This window comes from Microbacterium sp. NPDC056057 (assembly GCF_042266945.1).
GTDB lineage: Bacteria > Actinomycetota > Actinomycetes > Actinomycetales > Microbacteriaceae > Microbacterium > Microbacterium trichothecenolyticum_C.
The window spans coordinates 665,642-683,908 of record NZ_JBHJWS010000002.1; the positions used below are offsets into that span (position 1 = coordinate 665,642).

Here is an 18,267-nt window from a genome sequence, read left to right on the forward strand (position 1 = left end):
ACCTGATGTCAGCCCTGGCGCTGCTTGTGACGCGGGTTGCTCTTGCAGATCACCATGACGCGACCGTGGCGACGGATGACCTTGCAGTGGTCGCAGATGGGCTTGACGGAGGGGTTGACCTTCATGATTTCTTCTCTTCGCTGTCTTCACCGGGCAGGCCGGAGCCTGGGGTGTTACTTCTCGACCGGTCTAGCGGTAGCGGTAGACGATGCGCCCGCGGGTGAGGTCGTAGGGCGACAGCTCCACGACGACACGGTCCTCGGGGATGATGCGGATGTAGTTCTGCCGCATCTTGCCGGAGATCGTCGCGAGGACCTTGTGGCCGTTGCTGAGCTCAACGCGGAACATCGCGTTGGGCAGCGCCTCGGACACGACGCCCTCGATCTCGATGACACCGTCTTTCTTCGCCATACGCTCGCTAACACTTGTGCAGACCGGTCGATCTGCGGTGGATGGGATTCGGTGCGGCGACACGCCAATACAGGCGCAACGCACCAAAGATCAAGCATACGTGATAGTGGATGCCTCGGCAAATGACCGCGGTGCGGTCACGGCTCGCACTCAGGAACGCCGGCGACGCACCGCGGTGATGAGCACGACCGCGGCTCCTCCGATGAGCAGCGCCCCGCCCACCGCGATCGCCCACCACGGCACGGTGGTGCCCGTGGCCGGGAGTTCGCCGCCGGGTCCGGGGCCGGGCTCCGGCGTCGGCGTTGGGGTCGGGGTCGGGGTCGGGCTGTCGGTGGTGAACGTGTTGATGACCTGGAACGTCAGCGGCTCCTGCGCGGATGCCGCGGTGATGGTCACGGATGCCGGATCGATGACGGGCGCCGACCACCTGCCCCCGTCAGGATCGCCCGGGGCGATCTCGGCGATGGTGCACGTCGCGCCGACGAGCGCGTCGATCGGCTCGGTCGTCTCGCCGGCCTGGAGCGACCACTCTCCCTCCCCGACCACCTCGCCGGAGAGCGTGCACGACCAGGTGCCGGCGAAGGTCGCGGCCGGTGCACCCTCACCCTCCACGGCCTTCTCGATCGTGAACGCGCCGCGCACGAGCGCGTTCGTGACGGTGAAGGTGAACTGGACGGGGTCGTCCGAGGCGGGCACGACGAACTCCGGAGGCGACGGATCCCACACCGGCGTCTGCCACAGGAAGTAGGTCGGAGCGAGCACCGGACCGACGAGCACCAACGGTGCGACCGCACGGGCGCCGACGCCGATCGACTCCTGGATGACGCACGACGCGCCGACGGGGAGTCCGTCCACGACCGTGGAGCCGCCGGGTGCGACGTACCACTCGGCGACGACCTCGCCGCCCTCGTCCGGCAGCTCGCAGGTGACGATGCCGTGGAACAGCACGCCGTCGGGGAGGAATGCGGCATCCTCGGGCGCGACCTCCTTGGCGATCGTGACCGATCCCGTCGCCTGCGGGACGATGGGCTCGGGGATGCAGTCGAACGGCGGCTCGATCCACGGGTAGTTGTGGTGCTCGTTGCCCACGCCATCCATGACGATCGTGCCGTTCGTGTAGAGGCGGCCGTTGGTGCTCGCCGTCACCCGGAGCGCAGGCTGGTCGGCGGCCGGATCCGCCGCCGGCAGGAGGATCGTGCCGAGCACCTGGGACGACCCGGCGACGTGCACCGACGTCGCGGCGACGAAGTTCCACAGGGTGCGCTGCGCGACGGTGCCGAAGTCCGGGGACGCGGGGTCGTCGACGCGGACGCCGTTGTCGCTGAAATAGTAGGGCGCCCAGGTCACGGGGCCGGAGCCTGTCACGTTGATCACGACGGACGCCCCCGCCGGTATCCCGGTGAAGTGGATCTCGGGATTGGCCGCGAGGGCAGCCGACGTGACCGTGAACACCTGCTGGGTGGCCGCCCCGTCGCCGACGAAGTCGATCACGGTGAACGCCGCGGTCACCGTCCCGGTCGAGGGCAGGGCTGCGTAGGTCGTCGAGGCGGCCGCGATGTCGGCGCCCCACGTCGACCAGTTCGCCGTCGCACCAGCGCCCAGGTCCTGTGAGAGCGTGCCGTTGTTGAGCCGGTACCGCGAGCCATCGCTCTCGTAGTCGGGAGTCGTGATGCCGCCGACGTCGACATTGCCGCCGACGAGCTCGTTCGCGGCGTTCCGCGCGTTCGCGCCGACGTCGAGCACGGTCCCGGCGCCGACCGACAGGTCGCCGCCGACCGCGAGCATGGTCTCGCCGGGAGTGGGGACGACACCCGATCCGACTCCGACCCAGCCGACGTTGAAAGTGCCGCCGGGCGACTTGGTGAAGTCGGCGTCGCCCTGCACCACCACAAGGCCCTCGGCCTCCGCGGCGCCGGCCTCAGCGCGGAAATCCTGCCCCGCGTAGATCGCGACGTTGTCGTCTGTCCAGATCGGGTTCGTGTTGCCCGGTCCCGGGATCGTGCCGGGCGGGCACTCCCCCAACTCCGCCGTCGCAGGATCCGCGAGACCCAGCACGCTCCAGGACGTGAGCGTGGCCGCCACCGTCACACCGAGCGCGGCGATCAACGCCATACCCCGCAGCGACCTGCGTCTGGTTCCGCTCATCCCACCCGCCTTCCTAGCCGAAGCGTAGTGGCGGGACCCGCGCGGCCGGCAGCGTCGGCAGGACGACAGCCGACGAACGGATGCCGCGCGCTGCGGCATCCGTTCTCCCGGTGCCTATTCGAACAGCGTCGCGAGCGAGCCCGCGGGCGGCAGCGCCGAGTTCGCGATGACCTGGCCGTTGACCGTGATCGTCGGGGTGCCGATGCCGGAGGAGCCCGGCTGGATCGGGGTCTCGGGCGTCATCGCGGTGACGAAGCCGGCGTAGGTGCCGTCGTTGACGCACGAGTCGATGCCCGTGACGCCGACACCCGACGCGATGTCGAGGATCTCGTTGTTCGTGAGACCCTTCGAACCCTCGGAGGGCTGGTTCTCGAACATCGCCTGGAGGAAGGGCAGCGACGCGTCGGCGTCGGCGACGGCGACGCAGTAGGCGGCGTTCGCGGCGCGGGTCGAATACTGGGTGCCGCTCGACTGGCTGTCGAGGATCGAGATCGGGTGGATCTCGAGCGTCATGCTGCCGTCGTCGACCATGCTCTGGATCTCGGCGCCGTAGACCTGCTCGAACTGGTTGCAGACGGGGCACATGAAGTCGACGTAGGTGCCGAGGGTGTCCTCGCCGGTGCCGACGACGATCGCGCCGGTCTCGCTGTCGATGTTCGACGCCGACGGCGTGTTCACCTCGGTCGGCAGCGGCTTGGGCGTCGCCGCGTTGTTCAGGGTGACCACGAGCACGGTGACGAGCACGAGCGCCACCACGACGCCCAGGGTCACCCAGATCGCGAACCAGTTGGTCTTGCGTGCCGTCTGTGCCATGTGAAGCCTCCTAGGCGATCTCGCGCGGGGTCACGCCGAAGGGCGCAAGGCCCGCGGCGCCGCCGTCGGGTGCGGTGAGCACCCAGATTCCGTCTTCGTGAACGGCGACGCTGTGCTCCCAGTGGGAGCCGGCGGTGCCGTCGATCGTGGAGACCGTCCATCCGTCGTCCTCGACGAACGTGGCCTGGTCGCCGATCACGACCATGGGCTCGATGGCGAGCACCAGTCCGGGCCGCACCTCGGGGCCGGGGTCGGCCACGCGGTAGTTGAAGACCGAGGGCGACTCGTGCATCTTCCGGCCGATGCCGTGCCCCACGTACTCGCGCAGGATGCCGTAGGTGCCGGACTCGGGAGAGTTCGCCTCGATGTGCGCCTGGATGGCGGTGCCGACCTCGCCGATGTGCTTCGCGGTCGCGAGCGCGGCGATGCCCGCCCACAGCGACCCCTCCGTCACGTCCGACAGGTGCTGTCGCTGAGCGACCACCTCCGGACGGCTGTCGTCGGGGAGGACGAACGTGAACGCGGAGTCCCCGTTCCAGCCCTTGTACTCGGCGCCGGCGTCGACGGAGAGGATGTCGCCGGGCGCGAGCACCCGGTCGCCGGGGATGCCGTGCACGACCTCCTCGTTGACCGAGGCGCAGATGGTGTGGCGGTACCCGCGCACCATCTGGAAGTTGGACTTCGCGCCCCGGCCGGTGATGAGGGCGGATGCCGCGGCATCCAGCTCCGCCGTCGTCACGCCCGGAGCGATCAGGCTGCGGGCCGCGTCGAGCGCCGCAGCCGTGATGAGCCCGGGTTCCACCATCGCCCGCAGCTGGGCGGGCGACTTGTAGATCGAACGGCGGAGCGACACGGGATCAGGCGACGGGGACGCGGACGAGCCCGCGCGCCTCGAGGGCGGAGACGATCCGCTCGGTGATCTCGTCGAGGGTGCCCACACCGTCGACCGGCACGACCAGGTCGCGCACCTCGTACACGCCGAGGATGGGCGCCGTCTCGCGCTCGTAGATCGCCAGACGGTTGGCGATGACCTCTTCGGTGTCATCGCTGCGGCCCTGCTCGGCGGCACGGCCCGCGATGCGCGAGATGCTCTCCTCACGCGGCACGTCGAGCAGGATCACGGCGTCCAGCTCCTCGTCGCGCCCTTCGAGGAACTCGTCGAGGTGCATGACCTGAGCCACGTTGCGGGGGTAGCCGTCGAGCAGGAAGCCGCCCTCGGCGTCGCCCTGCGAGAGACGCTCGCGCACCACGGCGCTGGTCAGCTCGTCGGGGACCAGGTCGCCCGCTTCGATGATGGCCTTCACCTGGCTGCCGAGGTCCGAGCCGTCCGCGACGGCGGCGCGGAACACGTCGCCCGTCGAGATGGCCGGGACGCCGAACGCCTCGGCGATGCGGATCCCCTGCGTGCCCTTGCCCGAACCCTGCGGGCCGACGATCAGAAGTCGCGTCATCGGAGGAGCCCTTCGTAGTGGCGCTGCTGCAGCTGCGCGTCGATCTGCTTCACCGTCTCGAGACCCACGCCGACGATGATCAGGATCGAGGCGCCGCCGAACGGGAAGTTCTGGTTGGCGCCGACCGTCGCGAGGGCGATGAGCGGCAGGAGCGCGATCAGACCGAGGTAGATCGAGCCCGGGAGCGTGATGCGCGTGAGCACGTAGTCCAGGTACTCCGCCGTGGGGCGACCGGCACGGATGCCGGGGATGAAGCCGCCGTACTTCTTCATGTTGTCGGCGACCTCGACCGGGTTGAACGTGATCGCGACGTAGAAGTACGTGAAGCCGACGATGAGGAGGAAGTACAGCGCCATGTACAGCGGGTGGTCGCCGCGCACCAGGTACAGCTGGATCCATGCGACCCAGGCCGGAACCTCTTCGCCCGCCTGCGGCTGGTTGAACTGCGCGATGAGCGCCGGGATGTACAGCAGCGACGAGGCGAAGATGACGGGCACGACGCCGGCCATGTTGACCTTGATCGGGATGTACGTGTTCGTGCCGCCATAGGTGCGGCGTCCGACCATGCGCTTGGCGTACTGGACGGGGATGCGGCGCTGCGACTGCTCGACGAAGACGACGAGCGCGACGACGACGATGCCGACCGCCAGGACGAGCAGGAAGACCTCGAAGCCCTTGGACTGCCAGATCGCCCACATCGAGGCGGGGAACGCGGCGGCGATCGAGGTGAAGATCAGCAGCGACATGCCGTTGCCGATGCCGCGCTCGGTGACGAGCTCGGCGAACCACATGATGAGGCCGGTGCCGGCGGTCATCGTGATGATCATGAGCAGCTGAGCCCACCACACGTCGTTCGTGAGGAGGTTCTCGCACTCGGGAACACCGGTGGTCCCGAAGAGCTGGCCGCTGCGCGCAACGGTGACGAGCGTGGTCGACTGCAGCAGTGCGAGCGCGATCGTGAGGTAGCGCGTGTACTGCGTGAGCCTGGCCTGGCCCGCCTGGCCCTCCTTGTAGAGGGTCTCGAAGTGCGGGATGACGACGCGCAGCAGCTGCACGATGATCGTCGCCGTGATGTACGGCATGACGCCGAGGGCGAAGATCGACAGCTGGAGGAGGGCGCCGCCGGAGAAGAGATTCACCAGCGAGAGGAGGCCCTCGGTGCCGGCGGACTGCCGCAGACACGACTGCACGTTCGGGAAATCGACGAACGGCGCAGGAACGTGCGCGCCGAAGCGATACAGGGCGATGATCGCCAGGGTGAATGCGATCTTCCGCCGAAGGTCGGGTGTGCGGAAGATCCGCGCGATGGCGCTGAACAAGAGGATTCCTCCAGAGGGGGCGTCGGCACGCAGACGTACCGACGTCCAGGGTAACCCAGTGGGGGCCGGAGCAAGCTCCGACCCCCACTGTGTGCGTATTACTTGACGGCGCCGCCCGCGGCGACGATCTTCTGCTCGGCCGAAGCCGAGACCTTGTCGACCGACACGTTGAGCTTCACCGCGATGTCGCCGGTGCCGAGCACCTTGACCTTCTCGTTCTTGCGCACTGCACCCTTGGCGACCAGGTCGCCGATGGTGACGTCGCCACCAGCCGGGTACAGCTCCGCGAGCTTGTCCAGGTTCACGACCTGGTACTCGACGCGGAACGGGTTCTTGAAGCCGCGGAGCTTCGGGGTGCGCATGTGCAGCGGCATCTGCCCACCCTCGAAGCCGACCTTGACCTGGTAGCGGGCCTTCGTACCCTTGGTACCACGACCCGCCGTCTTGCCCTTCGAGCCCTCACCGCGACCGACACGGGTCTTCGCGGTGTTGGAGCCGGGGACCGGACGAAGGTGGTGCACCTTCAGCACGCCCGGGCGCGAAGCCGGAGCGTCCTTCTTCGGGGCAGCCTTCTTCGCGGGGGCCTTCTCAGCCTTGTCCGCCTTGGCGGCGGCCGCCTTCGCGGGGGCCTTCTTCTCGGCGGCAGCCTTGGGAGCAGCAGCCTTCTTCTCGGCGGCAGCCTTGGGAGCAGCAGCCTTCTTCGGGGCCTTCTCGGCCTCGACGGCGTCGTTCTTCTCAGCCATCAGTCGATCTCCTCAACCTTCACGAGGTGCGCGACGGTCCGGACGTAGCCGCGCGTCTGCGCGTCGTCGGGGCGGACGACCGAGTCGCCGATCCGCTTCAGACCGAGCGAACGCAGCGTGTCACGCTGGTTCTGCTTCTCGCTCACCTTGGACTTGACCTGCGTAACCTTCAGGCGCGCAGCCATCAGACACCTGCCTTCGCAGCGGCCGCGGCCTCAGCCTCGGCACGGACGAGACGGGCGGGGGCGACCTGGTCGAAGTCGAGACCGCGACGCGCGGCGACCGCACGGGGCTCCTCGAGCTGCTTCAGGGCCTCCACCGTCGCGTGGACGATGTTGATCGTGTTCGACGAGCCGAGCGACTTCGACAGCACGTCGTGGATACCGGCGCACTCGAGGACGGCACGCACCGGGCCACCGGCGATAACACCGGTACCGGCGGCGGCGGGGCGCAGCAGCACCACACCGGCAGCGGCCTCACCCTGCACGGGGTGCGGGATGGTCGAGCCGACGCGCGGCACGCGGAAGAAGTTGCGCTTGGCCTCTTCGACACCCTTCGAGATCGCCAGGGGCACCTCGCGGGCCTTGCCGTAGCCGACGCCCACCACACCGTTGCCGTCGCCGACGACGACGAGCGCGGTGAAGCTGAAGCGGCGACCACCCTTGACGACCTTCGACACGCGGTTGATGGTGACGACGCGCTCGAGGAACTGGCTCTCGTTGCGATCGCGACCACCGCGGTCACCGCGGGTCTGGTTGCGCTCGCGCCCACCGCGGCGCGGCTCGCGCTCGCGCTCGGCGGGAGCCGTCGCGGCGGCGTCGGCCGGAGCCTCGGCAGCAGCCTGCTCGGTCACGATGTTCTCCTTGTTGTCACTCACAGGTTCAGACCTCCCTCGCGGGCGCCGTCGGCGATCGCCGCGACACGGCCGGCGTAGCGGTTGCCGCCACGGTCGAACACGACGTCCGAGACGCCGGCGGCCTTCGCGCGCTCGGCGACGAGTTCGCCGACCTTGCGGGCCTTGGCGGTCTTGTCACCGTCGAACGTGCGCAGACCGGTCTCGAGCGTCGAGGCCGAGGCCACGGTGTGGCCCTTGCTGTCGTCCACGACCTGCACGAAGACGTGGCGGGCCGAACGGGTGACGACGAGGCGCGGACGCAGCTCGGTGCCGACGACCTTCTTGCGGAGGCGGGCATGACGGCGCGAACGCGCCTGGGTCTTTGTCTTGACAGCCATGGTTACTTACCACTCTTTCCGGCCTTGCGACGAACGACCTCGCCGGCATACCGCACACCCTTGCCCTTGTACGGCTCGGGCTTGCGGATCTTGCGGATGTTGGCGGCGACCTCGCCGACCGCCTGCTTGTCGATGCCGCTCACGGTGACCTTGTTGTTGCCCTCGACGGTCAGGGTGATGCCGGCGGGCGGGTCGACCAGCACCGGGTGCGAGAAGCCGAGGGCGAACTCGATCGAGCTGCCCTTCTGCGCGACACGGTAACCCGTGCCGACGACCTCGAGACCCTTGGTGTAGCCCTGGGTGACACCGATGATGTTGTTGTTGATGAGCGTGCGGGTCAGGCCGTGGAGCGAACGCGAGGCGCGCTCGTCGTCGGGACGGGTCACGACGACCTGTGCCTCTTCGACCTTGACTTCGATGGGACGGGCCACGGTGAGCAGGAGCTCGCCCTTGGGGCCCTTGACGGCGACATCCTGGCCATCGACCGAAACGGTCACGCCGGCGGGGATGTCGATCGGAAGACGACCGATTCTCGACATGTCAGATCACCACACGTAGGCGAGGACTTCCCCACCCACGCCCTTCTGCTCTGCCTGACGGTCGGTGAGAAGACCGGAGGAGGTGGACAGGATCGCGACGCCGAGGCCGCCGAGGACGCGGGGGATCTCGGTCGACTTCGCGTACACGCGGAGGCCGGGCTTCGAGACGCGCTTGATGCCGGCGATCGACCGCTCGCGGTTCGGGCCGTACTTGAGCGTCAGGGTGAGGGTCGAGCCGACGCGGGCGTCGCTGACCTCCCACGCGGAGATGTAGCCCTCCTGCTTGAGGATCTCGGCGATGTGGGTCTTGAGCTTGGAGCTCGGCAGCGACACGGAGTCGTGGTGCGCCGAGTTCGCGTTGCGCAGACGGGTCAGCATGTCTGCGACCGGGTCTGTCATTGTCATTTCTTGATTCCTTTGTTCACGAGGTATCGGCAGGCGTTACACGCCGGACGACCTTCCATGATTGCCATGTTCAGTTGTGGGATCCGGATGCCTCGACCCGCGCACGCGCCCGGGCCGAGGCATCCGATTCAGGAATTACGCCTGCGCCTCGTCCGACTTGAACGGGAAGCCCAGGGCGCGCAGGAGTGCGCGGCCCTCGGCGTCCGTCTTCGCCGTCGTCACGATGGTGATGTCGAAGCCGCGGACGCGGTCGATCTTGTCCTGGTTGATCTCGTGGAACACGGACTGCTCCTGGAGACCGAAGGTGTAGTTGCCGTGACCGTCGAACTGGGCGCCCGAGAGGCCGCGGAAGTCGCGGATACGGGGCAGCGCCAGGTTGACGAGGCGGTCGATGAACTCCCACGCGCGGTCACCACGGAGGGTGACGTGCGCGCCGATGGCCTGACCCTCACGCAGCTTGAACTGCGCGATGGACTTGCGGGCCTTGGTCACGACCGGCTTCTGACCGGTGATCTTGGTGAGGTCGTCGACCGCGCCATCGATCACCTTGCTGTCGCGAGCTGCCTCGCCGACACCGGTGTTCACGACGACCTTGACCAGGCCGGGAATCTGCATGACGTTGGCGTAGCCGAACTCGTCCTGCAGAGCCTTCTTGATCTCGCCGTTGTACTTCTGCTTCAGGCGGGGCTGGATCTTGCCAGCCTCCACGGCAGTGGTGCTGCTCATGTTCAGAGGTCCTTGCCTGACTTCTTCGCGTAGCGCACGCGGACGGTGCGCTTCACGCCGTCCTTGGTCTGCTCCTCGACACGGTGGCCGACACGGGTCGGCTTCTTGGTCGAGGGGTCGACGACCTGGACGTTGGAGATGTGGATGGGGGCTTCCATCGTCTCGATGCCGCCCGTCTTGGTGCCGCGCTGCGACTGACCGACACGGTTGTGCTTCGTGACGAAGTTGACGCCTTCGACGATCACGCGGTTCTGCTCGGCGAAGATCTCGAGGACCTTGCCCTGCTTGCCGCGGTCGCCGCCCTTGTCCTGCTTCTTGCCCGTGATGACCTGAACCAGGTCACCCTTCTTGATCTTGGCCATGGGGTCAGATCACCTCCGGTGCGAGCGAGACGATCTTCATGAACTTCTTGTCGCGAAGCTCACGACCGACCGGTCCGAAGATGCGGGTGCCGCGGGGCTCCCCGTCGTTCTTCAGGATGACGGCGGCGTTCTCGTCGAACTTGATGTACGAACCGTCGGGACGACGGGTCTCCTTCTTGGTGCGAACGACGACGGCCTTGACGACGTCGCCCTTCTTGACGTTGCCTCCCGGGATCGCGTCCTTGACGGTGGCCACGATGATGTCACCCAGGCCCGCGTAACGGCGGTTCGAGCCACCGAGAACGCGGATGGTGAGCAGCTCCTTGGCGCCCGTGTTGTCGGCGACCTTGAGGCGGGACTCGTTCTGAATCACTTGGCCTTCTCCAGGATCTCGACCAGACGCCAGCGCTTGGTGGCGCTGAGCGGGCGGGTCTCGTTGATGAGGACGAGGTCGCCGATGCCGGCGGAGTTCGTCTCGTCGTGCGCCTTCACCTTGGAGGTGCGGCGGATGACCTTGCCGTAGAGCGGGTGCTTCACGCGGTCCTCGACCTCGACGACGATGGTCTTGTCCATCTTGTCGCTGACGACGTAGCCACGGCGGGCCTTGCGGTAACCGCGGGCGTCGACGTCGCGCACATCGTGCTCGGCCGACTCGTGGCCCTTGGTCTCGACCGCGTCAGCGGTCTTCTTCGTGTCAGCCATCACTCGGCCTCTTCCTTCGCGGCCTCGTCAGCGGCATCCGCCTTCTTGGCCTTCGTCTTCTTCGCCTTCGTCGCGGTCTCCAGCGGCGCGGGCGTGGCACGGATGCCGAGCTCGCGCTCACGGATCACGGTGTAGAGCCGCGCGATGTCGCGCTTGACCGCGCGGATGCGGCCGTGGCTCTCGAGCTGGCCGGTCGCCGACTGGAAGCGCAGGTTGAACAGCTCTTCCTTGGCCTTGCGCAGCTCCTCGACGAGGCGCTGGTCTTCGAACGTGTCGAGCTCGCTCGGGGCGAGCGTCTTGGTGCCGATCGCCATTACGCGTCGCCCTCCTCGCGCTTGATGATGCGTGCCTTGAGAGGCAGCTTGTGGATGGCACGGGTCAGGGCCTCACGAGCGAGTTCCTCGTTGACGCCGGCGACCTCGAAGAGGACGCGACCCGGCTTGACGTTTGCGACCCACCACTCGGGCGAACCCTTACCGGAACCCATGCGGGTTTCGGCCGGCTTCTTGGTGAGCGGACGGTCGGGGTAGATGTTGATCCACACCTTGCCGCCACGCTTGATGTGACGGGTCATCGCGATACGAGCGGACTCGATCTGACGGTTCGTCACGTAAGCGGGCGTGAGGGCCTGGATGCCGAACTCACCGAACGACACCTTGGTGCCACCGGTGGCCTGGCCCGAGCGGCCGGGGTGGTGCTGCTTGCGGTACTTGACCTTGCGGGGGATGAGCATTACGCCGACGCTCCTTCTGCCACGGGGGCCTCGTTGCGGCGGTCGCCGCCACGCTCGCCGCGGTCGCCACGCGGGCCGCCACGACGGTCGTCACGACGACGGTCCGACTTCGGCGCGTTGGCCTGCTCGCGAGCGAGCTCCTTGTTGGTGAGGTCGCCCTTGTAGATCCAGACCTTCACGCCGATGCGGCCGAAGGTGGTCTTCGCCTCGTAGAAGCCGTAGTCGATGTTCGCGCGCAGCGTGTGCAGCGGCACACGACCCTCGCGGTAGAACTCCGAGCGGCTCATCTCGGCGCCGCCGAGGCGGCCGGAGACCTGGATGCGGACGCCCTTGGCGCCGGCGCGCTGAGCGCCCTGCAGCCCCTTGCGCATCGCGCGACGGAACGCCACGCGAGCGGTGAGCTGCTCGGCGATGCCCTGCGCGACGAGCTGAGCGTCGGCCTCGGGGTTCTTGACCTCGAGGATGTTCAGCTGGATCTGCTTGCCGGTGAGCTTCTCGAGGTCGGCGCGGATGCGCTCGGCCTCGGCGCCGCGGCGACCGATCACGATGCCCGGGCGGGCGGTGTGGATGTCGACGCGAACGCGGTCACGGGTGCGCTCGATCTCGATGTTGCTCACGCCGGCCCGGTCGAGCTGGGTCTGCAGGAGCTTGCGGATGCGGATGTCCTCGGCGACGTAGTCGGCGTAACGCTGGCCGGGCTTCGTCGAGTCCGAGAACCAACGCGACACGTGGTCGGTCGTGATGCCGAGGCGGAAGCCGTACGGGTGGACTTTCTGTCCCATTACTTGCTCGCCTTCTTGCTCTTGGCAGCCGGCGCCGTCTCCGCGACCTCGGGGGTCGAGAGCACGACGGTGATGTGGCTGGTGCGCTTCTTGATCTGGAAGGCACGACCCTGCGCGCGGGGCTGGAAACGCTTGAGCGTCGTGCCCTCGTCGACGTACGCGTTCTTCACGTACAGGTCCTGCTCGTCCAGGTACTCGCCGTTCTTGTCTGCCGTGACGCGAGCGTTCGCGATGCCGGCGGCGACGAGCTTGTAGATCGGCTCGCTCGCACCCTGCGGTGCGAACTTAAGGATGGCCAGGGCCTCCTCAGCCTGCTTGCCCTTGATGAGCGCAACGACACGACGAGCCTTCTGAGGGGTCACGCGGATGTGTCGCACGCGTGCGATGGACTCCACCATTTCTCTCTCCTCTGCCCCCGCGTCAGCGGCGGCGGCCCTTCTTGTCGTCCTTCACGTGGCCGCGGAAGGTGCGGGTGGGCGCGAACTCGCCCAGCTTGTGGCCGACCATGGTCTCGGACACGAACACGGGGATGTGCTTGCGTCCGTCGTGCACGGCGATGGTGTGACCCAGCATGGCCGGGATGATCATCGAACGGCGCGACCAGGTCTTGATGACGTTCTTGGTGCCGGCTTCGTTCTGGACGACGACCTTGCGAAGCAGGTGCTCGTCGACGAAGGGGCCCTTCTTAAGGCTGCGAGGCATCTTCCTCTACTCCTACTTCCGCTTCTTGCCGGCGTTGCGACGACGGACGATGTACTTGTCGCTTTCCTTGTTCGCGTGACGGGTGCGGCCTTCGGCCTGACCCCACGGCGAAACCGGGTGACGACCACCGGAGGTCTTACCCTCACCACCACCGTGCGGGTGGTCGACCGGGTTCATGGCGACACCGCGGACGGTCGGGCGGATGCCCTTCCAGCGGTTACGGCCGGCCTTGCCCCAGTTGATGTTCGACTGCTCGGCGTTGCCCACCTCGCCGACGGTCGCGCGGCAGCGCGCGTCGACGTTGCGGATCTCGCCCGAGGGCAGACGCAGCTGGGCGTACGGGCCGTCCTTCGCCACGAGGCGAACCGACGCACCGGCCGAGCGGGCCAGCTTCGCGCCGCCGCCGGGGCGGAGCTCGATCGCGTGGATCACGGTACCGGTGGGGATGTTCTTCAGCGGCAGGTTGTTGCCCGGCTTGATGTCGGCCGAGGGACCCGACTCGACGATGTCGCCCTGCGACAGCTTGTTCGGCGCGATGATGTAGCGCTTCTCGCCGTCGAAGTAGTGCAGGAGCGCGATGCGCGCGGTGCGGTTGGGGTCGTACTCGATGTGAGCGACCTTGGCGTTGATGCCGTCCTTGTCGTTACGACGGAAGTCGATGACGCGGTACTGACGCTTGTGGCCACCACCGATGTGACGCGTGGTGATGCGGCCCTGGTTGTTGCGGCCACCGGTCTTGCTGAGCGGGCGGAGGAGCGACTTCTCAGGCGTCGATCGGGTGATCTCGGCGAAGTCGGCCACCGACGAGCCGCGGCGACCCGGGGTCGTGGGCTTGTACTTGCGAATAGCCATATCTCTAGTCCTCTATCCCGACCGTCAGCCGACTGCCGTGAAGATGTCGATGGTGCCCGACTTCAGGGTCACGATGGCGCGCTTGGTGTCCTTGCGCTTGCCCGTGCCGAAGCGGGTGCGACGGGCCTTGCCCGTGCGGTTGAGCGTGTTGACCGCTGCGACCTTGACGCCGAAGATCTTCTCGATGGCGAGCTTGATCTCGGTCTTCGAGGCACGGGGGTCGACGAGGAAGGTGTACTTGCCCTCGTCGATGAGCCCGTAGCTCTTCTCCGAAACGACCGGCTTCAGGATGATGTCACGCGGGTCCTTGTTGACGTTCGTCATGCCGAGACCTCCTGGGTGGCGGCGCTCTTCGACGCGACGAACGCGTCGTAGGCGGCCTTGGTGAAGACGATGTCGTCCGAGACGAGCACGTCGTAGGCGTTGAGCTGGTCAGCCGGCAGCACGTGCGCGAACGCGATGTTGCGGACGCTGAGGACGCTGATGTCGTCCGAGCGGTCCACGACCACGAGCACGTTCTTGGTGGCGCCGAGTGCCGTCAGGACCGCGACAGCGGCCTTGGTCGACGGGGCACCCTCGATCGCGAACGACTCCACGACGTGGAGGCGCTCACCGCGAGCACGGTCGCTGAGCGCGCCCAGCAGGGCGGCGGCGATCATCTTCTTGGGGGTGCGCTGCGAGTAGTCGCGCGGCTTCGGGCCGTGGACGATGCCACCACCGGTCATGTGCGGCGCGCGGATCGAGCCCTGGCGGGCGTTACCCGTGCCCTTCTGCTTGAAGGGCTTGCGGCCGGCGCCCGAGACCTCACCGCGACGCTTGGTCGAGTGGGTGCCCTGGCGAGCCGCCGCGAGCTGCGCGACGACGACCTGGTGGATGAGCGGGATGTTCGTCTTGACGTCGAAGATGGCGGCGGGCAGCTCCACGGAGCCGGCCTTCTTGCCGTCGGCCTTCAGGACGTCGAGCGCGAGAGTCGAGTCAGCCATGAGATCAGGCACCCTTCACTGCGTTGCGGACGTAGACGATGCGGCCGCGAGCACCGGGGACGGCGCCCTTGACGAGCAGCAGACCCTTCTCGGCGTCGACGGCGTGCACCTTGAGGTTGAGGACGGTCACGCGCTCGCCACCCATACGGCCGGCCATGCGCATGCCCTTGAAGACGCGGCTCGGGGTCGACGAGGCGCCGATCGAACCGGGCTTGCGGTGGTTGCGGTGCGCACCGTGCGAGGCGGAGACACCCTTGAAGTTGTGGCGCTTCATGACACCCGCGGTGCCCTTGCCCTTGCTGGTGCCGACGACGTCGACCAGCTGGCCGGCCTCGAACGTGCCGTCCACCGTGAGCTCCTGACCGAGTGAGTAGTCAGCGGCGTCCGCGGTGCGGATCTCGGTGAGGTGACGGCGCGGGGTGACACCCGCGGCCTCGAAGTGGGCCGTGAGGGGCTGGTTCACCTTGCGGGGGTCGATCTGCCCGTAGCCGATCTGCACGGCCTTGTAGCCGTCCTTCTCGGGGGTGCGAACCTGGGTGACCACGTTCGGGGCGATCTCGATGACGGTGACGGGAACGAGCTTGCCGTTCTCATCCCAGACCTGGGTCATACCGAGCTTGGTGCCCAGCAGGCCCTTGGAAACCTTGTTGTTGATGTCAGCCATGTCGAACCTCAGAGCTTGATCTCGATGTTGACATCGGCCGGGAGGTCGAGGCGCATGAGCGAGTCGACAGCCTTGGGCGTCGGATCGATGATGTCGATCAGACGCTTGTGGGTGCGCATCTCGAAGTGCTCGCGGCTGTCCTTGTACTTGTGGGGAGAACGGATCACGGCGATCACGTTCTTCTCCGTCGGAAGGGGCACGGGGCCCACGACCGTCGCGCCCGCACGGGTCACGGTGTCGACGATCTTCCGCGCCGACGAGTCGATGACCTCGTGGTCGTACGACTTCAGGCGAATGCGGATCTTCTGTCCCGCCATTGTCTGCTCACTCTCTTTCTCGCGTCATACCCCTGTGGCATTGGACGCACGTGGCGCAAAGCGCCATGGCACTTCTGCACCGCTTACGCAGTGCGTGCTGCACCGCTGTTCTGCTGTCAATCCGGGTGCCGCGCCGAAGCGCCGCGTCCCGGCATCCGTCCTCCCCCGCGCGCGAAGCAAAGCTCCGCCCAAGGTGGATTCGTGATGTGGTGGTTCTGCTGCCCGCGGCCTAGGACCCTGCGCTTTTGCGCTGCCTATGCACTGCCCTGGCAGTGATCCGACGCACGCCAAGAGGGGCGTCGGAATGTGGAACCTCACTAGTCTACGTGCAGCCCGGGCGTGTCGCAAACTCGGGCGTGTCGCGACGCGGGTATGCTCGGTCGTTTCTCAGGAGGGTTCGCGGAATGGATGATGCGGCCCCATGCGAAAGGGCGGTCGCGCTGTGCGCGACCGCCCTTTCTACCTATCTCTTAAGGCGTCACTCCGCGCTCGCGTGGCGGCGACGGTAGGCCGCGAAGGCGACCGTCGCGATGCCGGCGAGGAGCACGGCACCACCCGCGACAGCGAACATCGGGCTGATGCCGCCACCCGTGACCGCGAGGGCCTCGGGGTCGGTCGACGCCGGCGTGCCGGTGGTCGGGGTCGACGGGTCATCGCCACCGCCGACGGGCGGGTTCGCGCACAGCGCGCTGGCCGCAGGGTATTCGACCTCCGTCTCGTACGACGGGTTGACCTCGAAGCGCACCGTGACGCCGTTGCGGGTCCAGTCGAAGTTGCCATCGGTCTTCACGTACTCGCCGTTCACGAGCTCCCAGCCCGGCCACATCTTCGGCGTGCCGTTCGAGGCGCCCGGCCACAGGACGACGCCGCTGAGCGGGTGCGTGCCCGGCACGACGTAGTTCTCGCCCTCGGGGTTGACGAAGGTGATGGTGACGGGCGTCTCGTCGTCCGTCTCGAAGCCCTCGGGCAGCGTGACCTCGTAGCCGAGGAACGGAACATCGCCGACGCACACGGACTCGATCTCACCGGGAACCAGGTCGCAGACCTCGCCGATCTCCTCGGACTCGAGCTCGCGCGTCTGCGTCTCGGTCTCCAGGTCGGTCGTCGACGTGACGTCGCCCTTCTCGTCGTACGAGTAGACCGTCGTGGTGACCTCGCGGGTCTGGGTCACGGTCGTGTCGCCGCACACCCACTCGCCGTCTTCCCACTCACCCGTGTCGGTGTCGTCCGCAGGAAGCGGGCATTCCTTCTTCTCTGCGGGGGTCTTGTCGCGCGTCGTCGTCTCGACCGACTTCGTCGACGTGCCGGGCACCCAGGCCTCGCCGTTCCACACGTAGGGCGTCGTGACCGTGGTCGTCTCGATCCGCACAGTCGTGCTCTCGCAGGTCATGATCTCGACGGGGGTCACCGTCTCCTCGGCCTTCGGCTGGTCCGGCCGGCAGGCGTCGCTGTCGAGCGGAAGCTTGGCGAGGTTCGGGACGTCCCAGCTGACGCGGGCACCGACGGGGAAGACGGTGCCGGCCTTCGGCGCGGCCGTCCACGTGGTGGTGCCGTCGTGGTTCTTGACCGACGTCCAGGTCACGTCTTCGCTCTTGCGCAGGACACCGGCGACGTCACACGTCGCAGGATCCCAGTCCAGCGCGGGGACGACCGTCTTGGGCGGCGTCTCGGGCGTGGTGCCCTTGCAGACGATCCAGTGCGAGACGTCGGACTGCTTACCCCCATCATTCACCGGCGAGGCGTACGCCACGCCCGCCTGGGGGTGCTCGATCACGTTGTTGTAGACGCTGCCGCCCTTGACGACGAGCAGCTCCCAGTGGTCGCCCGGCCACGACTGGTCGAACGGCTTGAGCGTGACCGTCTTGCCGCCGTCGGTGATCTTGCCGTGCGAGGTGTTGCCCTCGGACTTGTAGCAGACCGCCTTGTGGGCCGCGTAGAGCTTCTCCCAGTACGACGTCTTGTTGGTGTCCGAGCTCCAGGGCTGCAGTACTCCGACCTCACCCTTCAGCACCGGCTCCGCGGCCGTCGCACCGGCGGTCACCAGAGGTGCCACCACGAGTGCGGCGGCGACCAGCGCCCCAGCCAATGCTTTCCATGTTCGCTTGCGCAATGCAGGCACAGCGTTCCTCCCCTTACCGGCGCCGAGGCGCCGTCCCAGCGGCGCGCCGAGGCACGCCGTACATCCCAGCGGCACGCCGGAGCGCGCCGTACTTCCCAGCGACGCGCAGAGCGCGCCGTACATCCCAGCGACGTGCGGAGGCACATCGGTACTTCTGCGGCACGGGGGTACCGCATTCCTTCGGCGCACGGGGGCGCACCATTCACCCGTCGGGGAACGGGTGTCAGACCTCACGCGGTTCGGGCCGAATGGGATCCGGGTTCCGC

Annotated in this window: 28 protein-coding genes; all 28 read right to left on the reverse strand. The window is 67.5% G+C overall.

The window, feature by feature from the left end:
- Positions 1–8 precede the first annotated feature (8 nt).
- The 28 genes from rpmJ to ACFC1K_RS10955 all read right to left on the reverse strand — a co-directional run bounded on the left by rpmJ (position 9) and on the right by ACFC1K_RS10955 (position 17,968).
- Positions 9–125 (reverse strand): 50S ribosomal protein L36, encoded by a 117-nt coding sequence (gene rpmJ / locus ACFC1K_RS10820; protein WP_005050492.1) that lies wholly within the window; start codon positions 123–125, stop codon positions 9–11.
- A gap of 64 nt (positions 126–189) precedes the next feature.
- Positions 190–411, reverse strand: coding sequence for a translation initiation factor IF-1 (gene infA / locus ACFC1K_RS10825; protein WP_018171468.1), 222 nt, complete (start codon positions 409–411; stop codon positions 190–192).
- A 150-nt stretch (positions 412–561) separates the two neighbouring features.
- Positions 562–2,556 carry a choice-of-anchor A family protein gene (locus ACFC1K_RS10830; RefSeq protein ID WP_375871619.1) on the reverse strand — a complete coding sequence of 665 codons (1,995 nt, stop codon included), beginning with the start codon at positions 2,554–2,556 and terminating at the stop codon, positions 562–564.
- Between the two features lie 114 nt (positions 2,557–2,670).
- Positions 2,671–3,369, reverse strand: a complete 699-nt coding sequence (locus tag ACFC1K_RS10835) for a DsbA family protein (RefSeq protein WP_375871620.1) — start codon at positions 3,367–3,369, stop codon at positions 2,671–2,673.
- A 10-nt stretch (positions 3,370–3,379) separates the two neighbouring features.
- Entirely contained in the window at positions 3,380–4,222 is an 843-nt protein-coding gene (map, locus tag ACFC1K_RS10840; RefSeq protein WP_375871621.1) for a type I methionyl aminopeptidase, read from the reverse strand.
- A 4-nt stretch (positions 4,223–4,226) separates the two neighbouring features.
- Positions 4,227–4,820 (reverse strand): adenylate kinase, encoded by a 594-nt coding sequence (locus ACFC1K_RS10845; protein WP_310288366.1) that lies wholly within the window; start codon positions 4,818–4,820, stop codon positions 4,227–4,229.
- Positions 4,817–6,139 carry a preprotein translocase subunit SecY gene (gene secY / locus ACFC1K_RS10850; protein ID WP_056371373.1) on the reverse strand — a complete coding sequence of 441 codons (1,323 nt, stop codon included), beginning with the start codon at positions 6,137–6,139 and terminating at the stop codon, positions 4,817–4,819. Before secY ends, ACFC1K_RS10845 begins: the two co-directional genes overlap by 4 nt.
- 98 nt (positions 6,140–6,237) lie before the next feature.
- Entirely contained in the window at positions 6,238–6,882 is a 645-nt protein-coding gene (rplO, locus tag ACFC1K_RS10855; RefSeq protein WP_310288363.1) for a 50S ribosomal protein L15, read from the reverse strand.
- A complete protein-coding gene (rpmD, locus tag ACFC1K_RS10860; protein WP_018171461.1) occupies positions 6,882–7,067 on the reverse strand; it encodes a 50S ribosomal protein L30 in 186 nt (61 codons plus the stop codon). The genes rplO and rpmD overlap by 1 nt, the downstream gene beginning before the upstream one ends.
- Positions 7,067–7,759 (reverse strand): 30S ribosomal protein S5, encoded by a 693-nt coding sequence (rpsE, locus tag ACFC1K_RS10865; RefSeq protein ID WP_056371379.1) that lies wholly within the window; start codon positions 7,757–7,759, stop codon positions 7,067–7,069. Before rpsE ends, rpmD begins: the two co-directional genes overlap by 1 nt.
- Positions 7,756–8,115 (reverse strand): 50S ribosomal protein L18, encoded by a 360-nt coding sequence (rplR, locus tag ACFC1K_RS10870; RefSeq protein WP_056371381.1) that lies wholly within the window; start codon positions 8,113–8,115, stop codon positions 7,756–7,758. Before rplR ends, rpsE begins: the two co-directional genes overlap by 4 nt.
- A gap of 2 nt (positions 8,116–8,117) precedes the next feature.
- Positions 8,118–8,654 carry a 50S ribosomal protein L6 gene (gene rplF / locus ACFC1K_RS10875; protein WP_056371383.1) on the reverse strand — a complete coding sequence of 179 codons (537 nt, stop codon included), beginning with the start codon at positions 8,652–8,654 and terminating at the stop codon, positions 8,118–8,120.
- 6 nt (positions 8,655–8,660) lie between these two features.
- Positions 8,661–9,059, reverse strand: coding sequence for a 30S ribosomal protein S8 (gene rpsH, locus ACFC1K_RS10880; protein WP_045301501.1), 399 nt, complete (start codon positions 9,057–9,059; stop codon positions 8,661–8,663).
- 135 nt (positions 9,060–9,194) lie between these two features.
- On the reverse strand, positions 9,195–9,785 hold the full coding sequence (rplE, locus tag ACFC1K_RS10885) for a 50S ribosomal protein L5 (RefSeq protein ID WP_310288360.1): 591 nt from the start codon (positions 9,783–9,785) through the stop codon (positions 9,195–9,197).
- Positions 9,786–9,787: 2 nt separating this feature from the next.
- Positions 9,788–10,147 (reverse strand): 50S ribosomal protein L24, encoded by a 360-nt coding sequence (rplX, locus tag ACFC1K_RS10890; RefSeq protein WP_310288358.1) that lies wholly within the window; start codon positions 10,145–10,147, stop codon positions 9,788–9,790.
- A 4-nt stretch (positions 10,148–10,151) separates the two neighbouring features.
- Positions 10,152–10,520, reverse strand: coding sequence for a 50S ribosomal protein L14 (gene rplN / locus ACFC1K_RS10895; RefSeq protein ID WP_056371389.1), 369 nt, complete (start codon positions 10,518–10,520; stop codon positions 10,152–10,154).
- On the reverse strand, positions 10,517–10,849 hold the full coding sequence (gene rpsQ / locus ACFC1K_RS10900; RefSeq protein WP_310288355.1) for a 30S ribosomal protein S17: 333 nt from the start codon (positions 10,847–10,849) through the stop codon (positions 10,517–10,519). Before rpsQ ends, rplN begins: the two co-directional genes overlap by 4 nt.
- Positions 10,849–11,163: a 50S ribosomal protein L29 gene (rpmC, locus tag ACFC1K_RS10905; protein WP_045301493.1), complete on the reverse strand. Its 315-nt coding sequence runs from the start codon at positions 11,161–11,163 to the stop codon at positions 10,849–10,851. The genes rpsQ and rpmC overlap by 1 nt, the downstream gene beginning before the upstream one ends.
- The gene (rplP, locus tag ACFC1K_RS10910) at positions 11,163–11,582 is read right to left on the reverse strand and encodes a 50S ribosomal protein L16 (RefSeq protein ID WP_018171451.1); all 420 of its coding nucleotides are present in this window, start codon (positions 11,580–11,582) and stop codon (positions 11,163–11,165) included. The genes rpmC and rplP overlap by 1 nt, the downstream gene beginning before the upstream one ends.
- Positions 11,582–12,364: a 30S ribosomal protein S3 gene (gene rpsC, locus ACFC1K_RS10915; protein ID WP_045301490.1), complete on the reverse strand. Its 783-nt coding sequence runs from the start codon at positions 12,362–12,364 to the stop codon at positions 11,582–11,584. Before rpsC ends, rplP begins: the two co-directional genes overlap by 1 nt.
- On the reverse strand, positions 12,364–12,762 hold the full coding sequence (gene rplV / locus ACFC1K_RS10920) for a 50S ribosomal protein L22 (RefSeq protein WP_310288351.1): 399 nt from the start codon (positions 12,760–12,762) through the stop codon (positions 12,364–12,366). Before rplV ends, rpsC begins: the two co-directional genes overlap by 1 nt.
- Positions 12,763–12,784: 22 nt before the next feature.
- On the reverse strand, positions 12,785–13,066 hold the full coding sequence (gene rpsS, locus ACFC1K_RS10925) for a 30S ribosomal protein S19 (protein ID WP_045275479.1): 282 nt from the start codon (positions 13,064–13,066) through the stop codon (positions 12,785–12,787).
- A 12-nt stretch (positions 13,067–13,078) separates the two neighbouring features.
- On the reverse strand, positions 13,079–13,918 hold the full coding sequence (gene rplB, locus ACFC1K_RS10930; RefSeq protein WP_045301487.1) for a 50S ribosomal protein L2: 840 nt from the start codon (positions 13,916–13,918) through the stop codon (positions 13,079–13,081).
- A 24-nt stretch (positions 13,919–13,942) separates the two neighbouring features.
- On the reverse strand, positions 13,943–14,242 hold the full coding sequence (rplW, locus tag ACFC1K_RS10935) for a 50S ribosomal protein L23 (RefSeq protein ID WP_310288349.1): 300 nt from the start codon (positions 14,240–14,242) through the stop codon (positions 13,943–13,945).
- Positions 14,239–14,901 carry a 50S ribosomal protein L4 gene (rplD, locus tag ACFC1K_RS10940; protein ID WP_375871622.1) on the reverse strand — a complete coding sequence of 221 codons (663 nt, stop codon included), beginning with the start codon at positions 14,899–14,901 and terminating at the stop codon, positions 14,239–14,241. Before rplD ends, rplW begins: the two co-directional genes overlap by 4 nt.
- A 4-nt stretch (positions 14,902–14,905) precedes the next feature.
- The gene (gene rplC / locus ACFC1K_RS10945) at positions 14,906–15,565 is read right to left on the reverse strand and encodes a 50S ribosomal protein L3 (protein ID WP_116194496.1); all 660 of its coding nucleotides are present in this window, start codon (positions 15,563–15,565) and stop codon (positions 14,906–14,908) included.
- A gap of 8 nt (positions 15,566–15,573) precedes the next feature.
- Complete coding sequence (rpsJ, locus tag ACFC1K_RS10950; RefSeq protein WP_018171443.1) at positions 15,574–15,882, reverse strand: 30S ribosomal protein S10; 309 nt, start codon at positions 15,880–15,882, stop codon at positions 15,574–15,576.
- Between the two features lie 478 nt (positions 15,883–16,360).
- Entirely contained in the window at positions 16,361–17,968 is a 1,608-nt protein-coding gene (locus ACFC1K_RS10955; protein WP_375871623.1) for a hypothetical protein, read from the reverse strand.
- Between the last annotated feature and the right edge of the window lie 299 nt (positions 17,969–18,267).

Excerpts from the sequence above, each read along its gene's own strand:
- rpmJ (WP_005050492.1), bottom strand. The coding sequence starts at position 125 with ATGAAGGTCAACCCCTCCGTCAAGCCCATCTGCGACCACTGCAAGGTC.
- infA (WP_018171468.1), bottom strand. The coding sequence starts at position 411 with ATGGCGAAGAAAGACGGTGTCATCGAGATCGAGGGCGTCGTGTCCGAG.
- ACFC1K_RS10830 (WP_375871619.1), bottom strand. The coding sequence starts at position 2,556 with ATGAGCGGAACCAGACGCAGGTCGCTGCGGGGTATGGCGTTGATCGCC.
- ACFC1K_RS10835 (WP_375871620.1), bottom strand. The coding sequence starts at position 3,369 with ATGGCACAGACGGCACGCAAGACCAACTGGTTCGCGATCTGGGTGACC.
- ACFC1K_RS10845 (WP_310288366.1), bottom strand. The coding sequence starts at position 4,820 with ATGACGCGACTTCTGATCGTCGGCCCGCAGGGTTCGGGCAAGGGCACG.
- rplO (WP_310288363.1), bottom strand. The coding sequence starts at position 6,882 with ATGGCTGAGAAGAACGACGCCGTCGAGGCCGAGAAGGCCCCGAAGAAG.
- rpmD (WP_018171461.1), bottom strand. The coding sequence starts at position 7,067 with ATGGCTGCGCGCCTGAAGGTTACGCAGGTCAAGTCCAAGGTGAGCGAG.
- rplR (WP_056371381.1), bottom strand. The coding sequence starts at position 8,115 with ATGGCTGTCAAGACAAAGACCCAGGCGCGTTCGCGCCGTCATGCCCGC.
- rplF (WP_056371383.1), bottom strand. The coding sequence starts at position 8,654 with ATGTCGAGAATCGGTCGTCTTCCGATCGACATCCCCGCCGGCGTGACC.
- rpsH (WP_045301501.1), bottom strand. The coding sequence starts at position 9,059 with ATGACAATGACAGACCCGGTCGCAGACATGCTGACCCGTCTGCGCAAC.
- rplE (WP_310288360.1), bottom strand. The coding sequence starts at position 9,785 with ATGAGCAGCACCACTGCCGTGGAGGCTGGCAAGATCCAGCCCCGCCTG.
- rplX (WP_310288358.1), bottom strand. The coding sequence starts at position 10,147 with ATGGCCAAGATCAAGAAGGGTGACCTGGTTCAGGTCATCACGGGCAAG.
- rpsQ (WP_310288355.1), bottom strand. The coding sequence starts at position 10,849 with ATGGCTGACACGAAGAAGACCGCTGACGCGGTCGAGACCAAGGGCCAC.
- rpmC (WP_045301493.1), bottom strand. The coding sequence starts at position 11,163 with ATGGCGATCGGCACCAAGACGCTCGCCCCGAGCGAGCTCGACACGTTC.
- rplP (WP_018171451.1), bottom strand. The coding sequence starts at position 11,582 with ATGCTCATCCCCCGCAAGGTCAAGTACCGCAAGCAGCACCACCCCGGC.
- rpsC (WP_045301490.1), bottom strand. The coding sequence starts at position 12,364 with ATGGGACAGAAAGTCCACCCGTACGGCTTCCGCCTCGGCATCACGACC.
- rplV (WP_310288351.1), bottom strand. The coding sequence starts at position 12,762 with ATGGTGGAGTCCATCGCACGCGTGCGACACATCCGCGTGACCCCTCAG.
- rpsS (WP_045275479.1), bottom strand. The coding sequence starts at position 13,066 with ATGCCTCGCAGCCTTAAGAAGGGCCCCTTCGTCGACGAGCACCTGCTT.
- rplB (WP_045301487.1), bottom strand. The coding sequence starts at position 13,918 with ATGGCTATTCGCAAGTACAAGCCCACGACCCCGGGTCGCCGCGGCTCG.
- rplW (WP_310288349.1), bottom strand. The coding sequence starts at position 14,242 with ATGACGAACGTCAACAAGGACCCGCGTGACATCATCCTGAAGCCGGTC.
- rplD (WP_375871622.1), bottom strand. The coding sequence starts at position 14,901 with ATGGCTGACTCGACTCTCGCGCTCGACGTCCTGAAGGCCGACGGCAAG.
- rplC (WP_116194496.1), bottom strand. The coding sequence starts at position 15,565 with ATGGCTGACATCAACAACAAGGTTTCCAAGGGCCTGCTGGGCACCAAG.
- rpsJ (WP_018171443.1), bottom strand. The coding sequence starts at position 15,882 with ATGGCGGGACAGAAGATCCGCATTCGCCTGAAGTCGTACGACCACGAG.